Source organism: Diaphorobacter ruginosibacter (genome assembly GCF_014395975.1).
In the GTDB taxonomy this organism is placed as follows: domain Bacteria; phylum Pseudomonadota; class Gammaproteobacteria; order Burkholderiales; family Burkholderiaceae_C; genus Diaphorobacter_A; species Diaphorobacter_A ruginosibacter.
Map to the genome: position 1 here is coordinate 3,681,849 of NZ_CP060714.1, position 13,339 is coordinate 3,695,187.

Here is a 13,339-nt window from a genome sequence, read left to right on the forward strand (position 1 = left end):
CCTTCACGCAACCCCCGATTTTAGAGGGACGAAATTGACAGCCTCAAGAACGGTCTGCTTGAGACCCGTCGTGGTCTTGTCCACGACAAGAAGTATCTGCTTGCCATCGGGGCCTGCCATGGGCGCCACCAGGCGGCCTCCAAGGGCCAACTGGTCGCACCATTGCTGGGGCAGGCCTTCTCCGCCGGCAGCGGAAATAATGGCCGCATAGGGAGCGCCCTTGGGATATCCCAGCATGCCATCACCCAGGATCAGGTGGACATTGGAGATTCTCAGCGGGCGCAAGTTCTCGCGGGCCTTTTCGTGCAACGCGCGAAGCCGCTCGATGGTGTACACCTCCTTGGCGATCCGGCCCAGAACTGCGGCCTGATAGCCGCAGCCGGTCCCGATCTCGAGAATCCTGCCAAGGCCCTCGGTCTTGACCAGGGGCGCACCCAGCAGCAACTCCGCCATGCGCGCCACGATACTGGGTTTTGAGATAGTCTGCCCCAAACCGATGGGCAAACTTGTATCTTCATAGGCCTGATTGACGAGCGCACTGTCAACAAATCTGTGCCGCTCGATATCGCCCATGGCGGCAAGCACCGCGGCGTTCGAGATCCCCGAATCGGCAAGGCGGCGAACCATGCGCCCGCGCACCGCCGCCGAATCCAGCCCCACACCCGATGGTGCCGGCGCGATGCGCGGCAGCGGCGATCCCGCCGCCTTGGGTGTCGCGGGCCTGGCAGCTCCGGCAGGCAAGGCAGGAGAGGCCGCAGAAGGCAGGCGGGCCGGGAAACCCGGGCGACGCTGGTTCATGCAGCCTCCCGGGGAGCATCGGGCGATGCGGAGGCGAGCGACTGCCCCCAATACCCGATGCGCTCGTGATCGGTCAGGTCCACCTTCAGCGGCGTCATCGAGACATGTCCATGCGCGGTGGCATGGAAGTCAGTGCCCTCGGCCTCGTCGAGCGCCGGGCCGGCGCTGCCGATCCAGTACATGGTCTCGCCGCGCGGGCTCTGCTGCTCGATCACGCGTTCAGCTGCATGTCGGCGCCCCAGCCGGCAGACGCGCATCGGCTTGAGTGCCTCGAGCGGCATGTTGGGAATGTTCACGTTCAGCAGCCAGGGAACACCTCCCAGGTGCTTGGCGGCCTCGAGTTGCAGCACGAACTCCCGCGCCTTGGCGGCCGCCGCGTCGATCTCGCCCCAGCCCTTGTCGACCTGCGAGAACGCAATCGCGGGAATGCCGAACAGATAGCCCTCCATCGCCGCACCGACGGTACCTGAATAGATGGTGTCGTCACCCATGTTTGCACCATTGTTGATGCCGGCCACGACCAGGTCGGGCTTGTAGCCCAGCAACCCGGTCAGCGCGATATGGACGCAGTCGGCGGGAGTACCGTTGACATAGCGGAACCCATTGGCCGCCTTGTGCACGTACAGCGGCGAGTGCAGTGTCAGCGCGTTGGACTTGGCGCTGTTGTTGTGTTCAGGAGCGACGACCTCCACATCGGCAATGGTCTTGAGCGCTTCGTAAAGGGCCACGATGCCCGGCGCCTGGTAGCCGTCGTCGTTGGAAATGAGAATCTTCATGGTCTCAGATGCACTGAATTCAGGATTGTAGGTTGCGCGAGCTGCAGGTTCTTGATTGTGCAGCGATAAAAGAACAGGGCAGAGCTGCTGCCGCTCGCAAGGCCCGACATTCCGCCTGACGTTCCGCCCGGCAACGAAAGCCCTTGTGTTTCCTCATGGAATTCCAGCGATGCCCGGCATCGGACCCCGTTGGAACCGGTCGGCAGCGCGGAAAATGAGTCAAGCGGAACCCCGCCTTCTGCGGCATGATCCATGCGCATTGTGACCGACTCCGCCATGCCGAAACATCCGACCATGCCTCCCGTCCTGCCCGATCGCCGTCGATGGCTGCTGCACGCGGCCCAACTCGCCGCCATGGGCGCGGCTCCGCGATGGGCATGGTCCCAGGCGACACGCCTGAAGCACGACCCCTTCATGCTCGGCGTCGCCAGCGGCGACCCGCTGCCCGATGGCATGGTCATCTGGACACGGCTGATGCCGCAGCCCGGCACCCAAGCCGAGCCCACCTCCTGGCTGGCGACACAGACGGTGCGCTGGGAAGTGGCCGAGGACGAGGGCTTCCGCCGCATCCGCGCCAGCGGCACCGCCAGCGCCGACCCCGCCTTCGCGCACAGCGTGCATGTGGAAGTGCGGGGGCTGCAACCGGGGCGCTGGTACTTCTATCGCTTCATGCATGGGGATGCCGCCAGCACCGTGGGCAGGACGCGGACGGCGCCCGCACCGCACGAGATGCCGCGAAACCTGCGCGTGGTGTATGCCTCGTGCCAGCGCTGGGAACATGGCTTCTACTCCGCATGGCGGAAGGTCTGCGACGACCAGCCCGATCTGGTGTTGTTCCTGGGAGACTACATCTACGAGTACGCTTCTCCTGCCGCCCTCAAGGGCCTGGCGCGCGTGCACGATCTTCCATTGCCCCAGTCCCTCCCGGACTACCGCGCGCGCTACGCGCTGCACAAGAGCGACCCCGCATTGCAGGCAGCCCATGCCATTGCCCCCTGGGCAGTGACCTGGGACGACCATGAGGTCCAGAACGACTACGCGGACGGCCAGGGCCGCGACGGCATGACGGCAGACTTCCTGCTCATGCGCACCGCCGCCTGGCAGGCCTTCTACGAGCACATGCCGCTGCGTGCATCGAGCCTTCGCGAGGATGGCTTCCACAGCCTGCAATTGTTCCGGCGCATCCAATGGGGGCAACTCGCGCGCCTGCACATGCTGGATGCACGCCAGTATCGTGACCGGCAGGCCTGCCGCAAGCCCCATAGTTCAGGCGCCGGTGCCGTCCATCCCGGGCAGTGCCCCGAACTGCTCGATCCGGCCCGCAGCTTTCTCGGCCACGAACAGGAAGGCTGGCTGGCCCAGGGCTTCGCGGAGGACGCGCGGCGGCGCACCACGCGCTGGAGCATCGTCGCCCAGCAGACGCTGTTTTCTCCGCGCCACTATCCCAGCGGGGTGCAGTCCACGGACAGCTGGGACGGCTACCCTGCCTCGCGCGACCGGGTGATCAAGTCCCTGGAGCGCACCCCTCCGCGCAACACCGTGTTCCTTGGTGGAGATATCCATCAGAACTATGTCTGCAACATCGAGGCCCTGAATGCGCGCGCCATGGAGAACAGGCCCTCCCGCGTCATCGCCAGCGAGTTCTGCGGCACCTCCATCTCCTCGCGCTCCGGCACCACCCAGGACAAGGTGGACGCCATACAGCGAACCAATCCGCATGTGCTGTTTGCACGATGCGACGAGCGCGGCTATGGCCTCTGCGACATCACCCCCACGCAGTGGAAGACCACGCTGCGCGCCGTGCGCGACCCGCTCGACCCGCAAAGCGACGTGTATGAGCTGGCTCAGTTCGTGGTGGAGGACGGCCGGCCCGGGGTGCAGCAGGCCTGAGTGCTATTAGCGACCCGAACGCCCATAAACGCCCATCTGTCCTTGCGGCGCAAGCCTGGTCGCGCCATGGCCTTCGGGTAAAGGGAGCGTGCATCATCGACAATAATCACCTCTCCTGACACCGGGCGCTTCGCCCGCCCGATGTCGAATCCCATGGTGCCCGCTCTCCCGGTGCCGCGTTCGCTGCGCCACCGAGGCATGCCGCATAGCTCCTTCGAGGAGCGGCATGCCCCTCCGTGCCTGCCGCAGGAGGTGCGAAAGGGCGGAAGAGCTGCCATGAAAGCAGCAGGTGCGCCATCGGGATTCAAGTTACTGAATTTGAAGGCAATGAGTACACCATCCGAAAAAATCCAACCTGTTGCCGAGATCGACTACAGCGCGCACACGCCCATGATGGCCCAATATCTGGCGCTAAAGGCAGAGCACCCTGACACGCTGCTGTTCTATCGCATGGGTGACTTCTACGAGGTGTTCTACGGCGACGCGGAGAAGTCGGCACGGCTTCTGGACATCACGCTCACCCAGCGCGGGCAGTCCGCCGGCCAGCCCGTCACGATGGCCGGCGTGCCTTTTCACGCACTTGAAAACTACCTGGGCCGCCTGATCAAGATGGGCGAATCGGTCGCCATCGCCGAGCAGGTGGGCGAGGTGGGCGCGAGCAAGGGACCCGTCGAGCGCAAGGTGGTGCGCGTGGTCACGCCCGGCACGCTCACCGACAGCGAGCTGCTGTCCGACAAGAACGAATCGCTGCTGCTGTCGCTGCACCAGGGGCCGCGCGCCAAGGCCGGGCTGGCCTGGTTCAGTGTCACGCAGGGGCTGGTGCACCTGGCCGAGTGCTCGCATGACGAGGTTGCTCAGTGGATAGCACGCATTGCGCCGAGCGAGGTGATCTACAGCGCGGGCGTCACCGAGCGCTTCGAGCAGCAACTGCTTCAGTTGCGCCAGTCCGGCCTCCTCACCTGCCCGCTGAGCCTGCGGCCCGACTGGCAGTTCGACGGTGCGCTGGGCGAGCGCAAGCTGCTCGAACACCTGGGCGCCGCCACGCTGCAGGCCTGGAATGCGGAAGGACTGGCGCAGGCGCATGCCGCGGCCGCCGCTCTGCTGACCTATGCCGAGCATACCCAGGGCCGTGCGCTCACGCATGTGCATGGCGTGCGCGTGCAGCGCAACGACCAGCTGATCAACCTGCCTGTCGCCACGCGCCGCAACCTCGAGCTCACCAAGACGCTGCGCGGCGAGGATTCCCCCACGCTGTTCTCGCTGCTCGATGCCTGCATGACGGGCATGGGCAGCCGCACGCTCAAGACCTGGCTGCTGGAGCCCGAGCGTGACCGGAGTGCCGCGCGCGAACGCCACGCGGCCATCGGCATTCTGCGTGGCTCCGGGGCCGGCAACGGGCCCTGGCAGATGCTGCGCGACGAACTGCGCGGCGTGGCCGATGTCGAGCGGATCACCGCACGCATCGCATTGCGCCAGGTGCGCCCGCGGGAACTGGTCGCCCTCGGCAGGACGCTGGAGAAATCCGCGCTGCTCGCACAGTTTCCAAAAGCGCCCGATCCGCTGCTGGCACGGCTGTTCGAACATCTGGCTCCGCCATTGGATTGCATGCAGCTGCTGAAGTCCTCCATCATGGAGGAGCCTGCCGCGCTGGTGCGCGACGGGGGCGTGATCGCAAGCGGCTTCGACGCCGAGCTCGACGAGCTGCGAGGCATCCAGAACAACTGCGACGACTTCCTTCTGCAACTCGAGACGCAGGAGAAGGAACGCACCAGCATCCCCAATCTGCGTGTTCAGTTCAACAAGGTCCATGGCTTCTACATCGAGGTCACCACCAGCTATCTCGACCGCGTTCCGGAGAACTATCGTCGCCGCCAGACGCTGAAGAATGCAGAGCGCTTCATCACACCCGAGCTCAAGGCCTTCGAGGACAAGGCCCTGTCGGCACAGGAGCGCGGCCTGGCGCGCGAGAAGTTCCTGTACGAGCAGATACTGGATCAGTTGCAGGCACATGTGCCGGCGCTCACCCAGCTCGCGCAGGCGCTGTCCGCCCTCGATGTGCTGTGCGCGCTGGCCGAGCGCTCCCTCACGCTGAACTGGTGCGCGCCGCAGTTCGTTCCCGAGCCCTGCATCGAGATCGAGGCAGGACGCCATCCGGTGGTCGAGGCGCGTCTCGCCGAGACGTCCTCGGGCGCGTTCATCCCCAACAACACGCGCCTGAACGCCAACACGCGCATGCAGATCATCACCGGCCCCAACATGGGCGGTAAGTCGACGTACATGCGACAGGTGGCGTTGATCGTGCTGCTCGCCAGCATGGGGTCGTATGTGCCCGCGGCGTCGTGCCGCCTCGGCCCGATCGATGCAATCCACACCCGCATCGGTGCCGCGGACGACCTGGCGAATGCGCAGTCCACCTTCATGCTGGAGATGACCGAGGCCGCGCAGATCCTGCACAGCGCGACGCCGCACTCGCTCGTGCTCATGGACGAGATCGGGCGCGGCACCAGCACCTTCGACGGGCTGGCGCTCGCGAGCGGCATCGCCACGCATCTGCACGACCGGACCAAGGCCTTCTCGCTGTTTGCAACGCACTATTTCGAGCTGACCGAACTGTCTGCGCGCCACCAGCATGCGATGAACGTGCATGTGGGAGCCACCGAGTCCGGCAACGACATCGTGTTCCTGCACGAGATCCAGCCCGGCCCCGCCAGCCGCAGCTATGGCATCCAGGTGGCCAAGCTCGCAGGCGTGCCGGCCGCCGTCATCAATCACGCGCGCCACGCCCTTGAGACTCTGGAGGCCCGAGCGGGGGAGGACGACGTGCAGGTCGATCTGTTCGCACCGCCGCCCGAGCCACCGCTCACCCAGGTCAGCCATGTCGAACAGGCGCTCGCGGGCATCAACCCTGACGCAATGAGCCCGCGCGAGGCGCTTGACGCGCTCTACCAGCTCAAGAAGCTGCTGGGCTGACGAACCTCCGGGCGGAAAAACCGCTCGACGGGCGCACGCTGCATTCCGCGCGGCGCAGGTGCATCTGGCACCACGAAAACGGCAACTCGTCGCTTCCCGCTCGCGTGCGGGAGGAGACGGGCCGAACATCCGGTCATCGCGAACTCACTCGCATCCGACTGGAGAACCAGCCCATGACACCGCTCATCGCCACGCACGCGCTGCTGGCAACCTGCGCACTGATCACCGGCGCGATCGCCCTGTGGGCACGCCGCATGGCGGCCGTGCGCCCCGCACTGCACCGCGCGGCGGGATATGCCTTCACCCTCAGCCTTCTCGGAGCCGCCCTCACGGCCTGCTTCCTGCGCGACGAGACCATCCTGAACTGGCATGGCCTCACCCTGGTCCACCTGTTGATACCGCTTGCGGTACTGGGGCTCGCCGGTGCCTTCATCCACCTGAAGCGCAGGAATTTCGCGGCCCACCGGCGCACCATGCAGCGCGTCTACCTCGGCGCCTGCGTGCTGGCCGGGCTCTTCACGCTCGTGCCCAATCGCCTGATCGGCCATTGGCTCTGGAGCACCCTGGGCCTGATATGAAACTTCTGTCTTTCCAAACCTCCAAGACATGACCAAGCCGCATCCCCTGACCTCCGCTACCATGCTGGCCATGCGCTCCGATCCTTCCCCGCTCCTGCCCATGCTGGCGCGCCATGGTGCGGCGACGCTGCTGGTCTGCGCTCTGATCACTGTGGTACTGACTGCGGCGGGTGTCGGCACCTGGGATGTGAACCTGGTCTATTCCATCTCCATCGGCATGCTGAGCTGGATGAGCATCGAGTTCGGTCGCTTTCGCTTCTCCGTTGGAAGCGGCATTCCCTGGCCCCAGGGCTGGCGCGGCATGGCCGTGGTCGTGGCCGGCATGCTGATCGGCTTCAGCCTGGGCACGCTCATCGGCCAGAGCTACCAGGGCCACATGCGGCCCGAAGCCAGGCCGGGGCCTTTCAACGCCTGGCTGCTGCCGATGCTGATCACCGTGATCACCAGCGCGCTGATGTCCTTTGTCTTCTACCTTCTCGGCAAGTCCCGGCACCTGCAGTTGCAGACCGCTCAGGCCGAGAGGCAGGCCGCCCAGGCACGCCTCGCACTGCTGCAGACCCAGCTCGAGCCGCACATGCTGTTCAATACCCTGGCCAACCTGCGCGCGCTGATCGACGTCGACCCGGCCAGGGCCCAGAGCATGCTCGACCACCTGATCGACTACCTGCGCATGACGCTCACCGGTGCGCAGAAGACAGAGCATCCGCTGCGCGACGAATTCGCACGGCTAGGCGACTATCTGGCGCTCATGCAGATCCGCATGGGACGGCGCCTGAACTGCACGCTCGACCTGCCGGATTCTCTCGCCCATGTCGGAGTGCCGCCGTTGCTGCTGCAGCCCCTGGTGGAGAACAGCATCCGCCACGGCATCGAGCCCCAGCCGGGCGGAGGCAGCATCCATGTCAGCGCTCGGAGCATTCTTCTTGACGGCGACAGGTTTGCGGAAATCACCGTTGCGGACTCCAGCCTCGGGTTGGAGCCTGCAAGGCAACCCGCCCCCGGCCGCGAGGATGGCACCCACATGGGCCTGTCGCTCGTACGTGAACGGCTGGCCACGCGCTTCGGCAACACCGCCCGTTTCGAGCTGGCCTCGGCCCCGGACCAGCATGGCACCATCGCACGCGTTGTCTTTCCACTGGAGGCCTCGGCGTGAATGACCTCCTGGCGCCACCCCTTGCGCTGATTGCGGAAGACGAACCCCTGCTCGCGCAACACCTCGGGCAGATGCTGCGGAAGGCGTGGCCTGAACTGACCCTGTGCGACGTGGCGGAAGACGGCATCCAGGCAGTCCAGAGCGCCCTCGCCCGGCGGCCCGACATCCTCTTCTTCGACATCCGCATGCCCGGCCAGACAGGGCTGGAGGCAGCCGCCGAACTGGTCGATGCATGGCCCGAAGATACGCCGTTTCCCGCGCTGGTCTTCGTCACCGCATACGATCAGTACGCGATCGAGGCCTTCGAGGCCCAGGCCATGGACTACCTGCTCAAGCCGGTGACCGCCGCGCGCCTGCTGCACACCGTGAACCGCCTTCGGCAATGGTGGACACAGCGCCAGGCGCGCGATGCAGGAGCGGCACTGCAGCTCGCATTGCGCCAATTGCAGCAGCTTCAGCCGCTCATGCGAACGCCGCTGGCATCCGGTTCGCCCGCAGGGCCCACCTCGCCTGCTCCCCAGCCGTTGCAGTGGGTGCAGGCCAGCGTGGGCAACACGATTCACATGGTGGCGGTGAACGACATCGTCTACCTCGAAGCGGCCGACAAGTACGTGCGCGTGCTCACCGCCACACAGGAGTTCCTGATCCGCACGCCGTTGAAGGAACTGCTCGTGCAGCTTGACCCCGTGCAGTTCTGGCAGGTGCATCGCGGCACGGTGGTGCGGGCTGCCGGCATCGCCAGCGCGCGTCGCGACGAGACCGGCCGGCTCACGGTCGCCCTGCGCGAACGCCCCGAAACGCTGGCGGTAAGCCGCCTCTACGCGCAGCAGTTCAAGTCAATGTGAAGGCATCGTCCCAATCGACGTGCTGCATGGCGTCCCAGTGCGCGACGATCACGCAGCGGCCAGCCGAGCCATGGCGCTCGCGCTGGTCTTGTGCCGTGAATTCGTTGAGCGTGTCTTCCACGTAGCGCACGGAGCCCTTGTCGAGCGCCGCGAAGGGCTCGTCGATCAGCGTCAGTGCCGCCCCGCTCGCCCAGGCGGTCGCCATCCAGAGCTTGCGCAGCGAACCCGAGGACAATGCGAGCAGCGGCTTGTGCAGATGCTCGTCCAGCTCGAAGCCCCGCACATGGCGCTCGAAATCCTTCTCGCTCCAGTTCGCATGCTGCAGGGCACGCCGGGCCACCCATTCGCGGCACGTGCTTTGCTGCTGCGCCTCGCTCAGGCTGGCGCGCGGATGCTGCCAGAACACATCGGCAGCGCGGCTGTGGACCTTGCCCGCACGCGGTGGAATGTCGCCCGCCAGGGTACACAGGAGCGCCGTCTTGCCGACACCCTCGTCGCCCTGCACCAGATGCAGCCCTGCGGCCCAGGCGTGCGCCGGGCACGACAGTTCCGGACCGGCGGCAAAGCCGAAGTGCAGGCCGTCAATGGAGACGACGGGCTGCGTTGCGTGAGATGGCATCTCTCCTGTATTCATGTCCGTGGATGTGTCTTGAAATGCAATGGTATGGAGGATACGCGCCGGCCCGCGGTCCGGTGCGAAAATGCGGGCTCCATTGTCCAACACGCAGCAACCACCGTGCCCCACGCTCTCGACTACCTGATTTTTGACTACAGCGAAGACGAGGACGGCAACGGCAGTTGGGACGCCATGGCAAGCGCACCCGCGGCGCGCCTACCGGCGCTTGTCTCGGAAATCGAGTCCATCCTGCAATGGGCCCACGTCGCCTTCCCGGGCCGCTGCGGCCCGCTGGAGGAAGGCAACGACTGGGACTTCGCGCTGAGCGCGCAGGACGATGCGGGCCAGGCGCTCGTCATCCATTTCGACGCTCGCAGCCGCCAGCTCCAGTACGACGACGCCGAGGTGGGCCATACCACGCTGACCCTCACACTGACCGGCAACGCAGCCTTCGCGGATGGCCTCTGCGATGCATTCGAAGTGAATGGCAATATGGGCTGAAATGGGCTGAAGGAGCTCAGCCCAAGCCCCGGCTATTCAGGGCCTCGGCGCCTTGGCTGCGATCGCATCGAAGTCCCGGTCGAGCTGTGCCAGCGCATCGCGGATATGGGCCCGGCGCGCCTTGATCCAGCCATCCTGCGCCGCCAGGTGCGCGCGGGCCTGTGCCAGCATGCGCTGCATCTCGGCGGGCTGGGGTCCGCCCGAGGTGGCCCGGTTGTCCACGATGGCCACGGGATCGAGCGTGGAGCGGAACTCCTGCTCGCTCATCGGCAGGTCCGCGCCGTACTTGGAGTCCTTCATCGATTCCGCATAGATCCGTCGCGCCTCGGCATAGGGAAAGTCCAGCGGCTTGATGTCGTTCGCCTTGGCATACGAGACCACTTCGGAGGCGAAGTGATGGCCATCGCGGAACGGCAGCCGGTACTTGCGCATCAGCACGTCGGCCAGTTCCTGCGATGCGGTCCAGTCGCTGTTGAGTTCCTCCAGCGCGCGCTCGGGGCGGATGACCAGCGCCTTCAGCACGCGGCTCCAGCGCTTGAGCGTGGCAATGCCGCCGTCCACCATCGCAGAATTCTGCTTCACATCCTTCGGATCGCTCATGCCGGGCGTGATGTTGTGGGTCTGCACCACCGGCCCCAGCGCCAGCGTCAACGCGGTCGAGGCTTCGCTGCGTGTGTCGTTGAGCAGGCCCGGATTGCGCTTTTGCGGCATGGCGCTCGACACATAGGTATTGCCGCCGCCCTCCTCCAGCAGGATCCAGGGGCGCGGCTGCGCGTACTGGGTCATCAGGTCCTCGACGAAATTGCCGGCTCGCAGGGCCACGCTGGTGACGATGGAGGCCACTTCGACAGGCTGGTCCATCGACGATATCTGGGATGCGTCATACGCGTTGTCCACCAATGCCTCGAAACCCAGGTAGCGGGCCATGCGCTGCCGGTCGAGCGGCCAGCTCGTGCCATTGAGCACCGTGGTGCCCATCGGCGAGCGATCCACGCGCGCATAGGTTTCGCGGATGCGGTCCGCGTCCCGCATCAGGCCCGCCGCCTGCCCGAGCAGGTAGTGGCCATAGCTGTTGGGCTGCGCCGCCACGCCGTTGGTGTAGTTGGGCACGATGGTGCGCTCATGCCTGGCTGCGAGTTCGACAAGCACCATCGAGGTCGCATGGAGCTGCTCGGCCAGCTCAAGCAGCTTGTCGCGCAGGATGGCACTGCGGTAGGTTGCATGCATGTCCTGGCTGGAGCGCCCCGCATGCAGCAGCGTGACGTCCTCGCCAGCCGCCTTGATCAGCAGCGGCTCGAACGTGATCACGCTGGCCGGGCGCTTGCCGCCGCTGGCATTGCCGTCGGCAATGACCTTCGCCACGCCGGCGGCCAGGCGCGGCGCGATGGAGGGATCGAGCAGCCCCTGCTCCGAATTGATCACCAGCGTGGCCTTGTTGATTTCTCCCAGCCAGAAAAAGGGATCGCGCGGCTGGCCCGCCATAGCTGCGATGGGCGTTGCGGATGACGCCGAAGCCTGCGGTGCGGGCGCGCCCTGCGCGACGGCAGCGGGAGCATGAAGGGCCAGCCATGCGGCTGCGCCCAGGGACGAAAGAATGAACTTCACGGTTGTCTCTCTCCATCGGTAACGGCGCATGCAGGCCACACGCGCGGGCAGGTTGCAAGCTCATTGTAGGGAGGCGACCTGCTTACTCTTTGGCCGAGCCCGTGGCTAGGTTACCGGGCTGTCCGTCCCAGTTGCCCGCCACATTCTTGAGCAGCGTATTCACCGCCACCAGGCGCCGGTTGTGCAGGTCGATCAGGCTGCGCTCCGCGCTCAGCACCGTGGTCTGCGCGGAAAGCACATTGAGGTAGGCCACGATGCCTGCCTTGTACTGGTTGTTGGCCACGGTGAGCGCCTTGCGCGCTGCGGCGGCAGCCTCGTTCTGCACCGTCGACTCCTCCGCCAGCGAGCTTGCCACCACCAGGTTGTCTTCCACTTCCTGCAGTGCGGAGATCACCGTCCCGCGATAGGTGGCCGCCGTCAGGTCCAGTTGTGCACGTGCCGACTCGACGGCCGCCGACCGGGCCCCGCCATCGAACAGCGACAGGGCAAGCGACGGCCCGAGCGACCAGAAAAGATTGGGCAGGCTCAGCAGGTTGGAGAGGCTCGAGTTGCGGTAGCCCCCCGATGCGGACAGCGTGAGCGACGGGAAATAGGCCGCGCGCGCCACGCCCACCTGCGCGTTCGCAGCCGCCATGCTGCGCTCGGCCGATGCGATGTCCGGGCGCCGCTCCAGCAGCTGCGACGGCAGCATCGCGGGCACCATCGGGGGTGCGGGCAGCACACCCGTCTCGGGCAGGTCGAAGCTCGCGGGCACCTTGCCGAGCAGCGCGGCCAGGGCATGCTCGAGCTGGGCACGCGTCGACTGCGACTCGATGAGTTGCGCCTGCGTGCTCTTGTACTGCGACTCGGCCTGCGCCACATCGGCCGACGATGCCACGCCGGACCGATACCGATTCTGCGTGAGCTGCCAGCTTTGCTCATAGGCCTGCAGCGTCTCCTTGAGCAGGCGCTGCTGGGCCTCCGCGGCGCGGATCGAGAAATACGTCTGTGCGACGGAGGCCTGCAGCGACAGCCGCGCCGCCGCGAGATCGAAGCGACTTGCCGCGGCACTGGCCTCGCTGGCGCTCACCGTGCCCGAAACACGCCCCCACAGGTCCACTTCCCAGCTCGCGTTCAGGCCCAGCGAGTACGTGTTGTTGATGCTGCCGCTGCGCGCAACGTTCTCGCCCGACGAGTTCGAATAGGAGCCTCCGCCCGTGCGGGCGCGCGAGCCGCTGGCCGTTGTGCCCAGCGTGGGAAACAGCGCGGCGCGGCTGCTGGCCACCGAGGCTTCCGCGGCCCGTACCCGCGCTATAGCCTGTGCCAGCGTCTGGCTGCCGGCTTGTGCTTCCTCCTGCAGCGTGTCGAGCGTGGCATCGCCATACAGCGTCCACCACCGTGCGGGCACCTGCAGGCCGTCGCTCGAGAGATCGGTGCGCGCCTGTTTCCAGATATCCGACTCGCCGCCGAGGCGGCCGGCTTCCTTGAAATGGTCGGGCACGTCGATGGCCGGCCGCTCAAGCGGTTGCTGCGTGGAGCAACCAGCCATCAGCATGGCCATTGCCAGCAGTCCCATGGTCAACGGTCCATGCATTCTGTTCTGTCGTAGCGTTGTGGCGTGGTTCATT

General features: G+C 66.1%; 11 protein-coding genes. 6 read left to right on the forward strand and 5 right to left on the reverse strand.

All coding sequences use genetic code 11. From position 1 onward, the window contains the following. Positions 1–3 precede the first annotated feature (3 nt). Entirely contained in the window at positions 4–798 is a 795-nt protein-coding gene (locus H9K76_RS16765) for a protein-L-isoaspartate(D-aspartate) O-methyltransferase (RefSeq protein ID WP_187596469.1), read from the reverse strand. Continuing rightward, entirely contained in the window at positions 795–1,574 is a 780-nt protein-coding gene (gene surE, locus H9K76_RS16770) for a 5'/3'-nucleotidase SurE (RefSeq protein WP_187596470.1), read from the reverse strand. The genes H9K76_RS16765 and surE overlap by 4 nt, the downstream gene beginning before the upstream one ends. A 294-nt stretch (positions 1,575–1,868) precedes the next feature. Here surE and H9K76_RS16775 point away from each other — a divergent pair, with 294 nt between their 5' ends. The 5 genes from H9K76_RS16775 to H9K76_RS16795 all read left to right on the forward strand — a co-directional run bounded on the left by H9K76_RS16775 (position 1,869) and on the right by H9K76_RS16795 (position 9,010). Then, complete coding sequence (locus H9K76_RS16775) at positions 1,869–3,464, forward strand: alkaline phosphatase D family protein (protein WP_187600692.1); 1,596 nt, start codon at positions 1,869–1,871, stop codon at positions 3,462–3,464. Positions 3,465–3,791: 327 nt separating this feature from the next. Next, complete coding sequence (gene mutS, locus H9K76_RS16780; RefSeq protein ID WP_246475073.1) at positions 3,792–6,434, forward strand: DNA mismatch repair protein MutS; 2,643 nt, start codon at positions 3,792–3,794, stop codon at positions 6,432–6,434. 173 nt (positions 6,435–6,607) lie between these two features. After that, positions 6,608–7,012 (forward strand): DUF2306 domain-containing protein, encoded by a 405-nt coding sequence (locus tag H9K76_RS16785; RefSeq protein ID WP_187596471.1) that lies wholly within the window; start codon positions 6,608–6,610, stop codon positions 7,010–7,012. Between the two features lie 28 nt (positions 7,013–7,040). Continuing rightward, positions 7,041–8,165, forward strand: a complete 1,125-nt coding sequence (locus tag H9K76_RS16790) for a sensor histidine kinase (RefSeq protein ID WP_246475075.1) — start codon at positions 7,041–7,043, stop codon at positions 8,163–8,165. Continuing rightward, entirely contained in the window at positions 8,162–9,010 is an 849-nt protein-coding gene (locus tag H9K76_RS16795; protein WP_246475078.1) for a LytR/AlgR family response regulator transcription factor, read from the forward strand. Before H9K76_RS16790 ends, H9K76_RS16795 begins: the two co-directional genes overlap by 4 nt. Here H9K76_RS16795 and H9K76_RS16800 read toward each other — a convergent pair. After that, entirely contained in the window at positions 8,997–9,629 is a 633-nt protein-coding gene (locus H9K76_RS16800; RefSeq protein ID WP_187596472.1) for an ABC transporter ATP-binding protein, read from the reverse strand. The genes H9K76_RS16795 and H9K76_RS16800 overlap by 14 nt on opposite strands. A 117-nt stretch (positions 9,630–9,746) precedes the next feature. Between H9K76_RS16800 and H9K76_RS16805 the strand changes: the two genes are divergently transcribed. Continuing rightward, positions 9,747–10,127, forward strand: coding sequence for a hypothetical protein (locus H9K76_RS16805; protein ID WP_187596473.1), 381 nt, complete (start codon positions 9,747–9,749; stop codon positions 10,125–10,127). 36 nt (positions 10,128–10,163) lie between these two features. Here H9K76_RS16805 and H9K76_RS16810 read toward each other — a convergent pair whose 3' ends face one another. Both H9K76_RS16810 and H9K76_RS16815 read right to left on the reverse strand, forming a co-directional pair. Continuing rightward, complete coding sequence (locus H9K76_RS16810; protein ID WP_187596474.1) at positions 10,164–11,762, reverse strand: argininosuccinate lyase; 1,599 nt, start codon at positions 11,760–11,762, stop codon at positions 10,164–10,166. A 52-nt stretch (positions 11,763–11,814) separates the two neighbouring features. Further along, positions 11,815–13,287, reverse strand: a complete 1,473-nt coding sequence (locus H9K76_RS16815) for an efflux transporter outer membrane subunit (protein ID WP_246475083.1) — start codon at positions 13,285–13,287, stop codon at positions 11,815–11,817. Between the last annotated feature and the right edge of the window lie 52 nt (positions 13,288–13,339).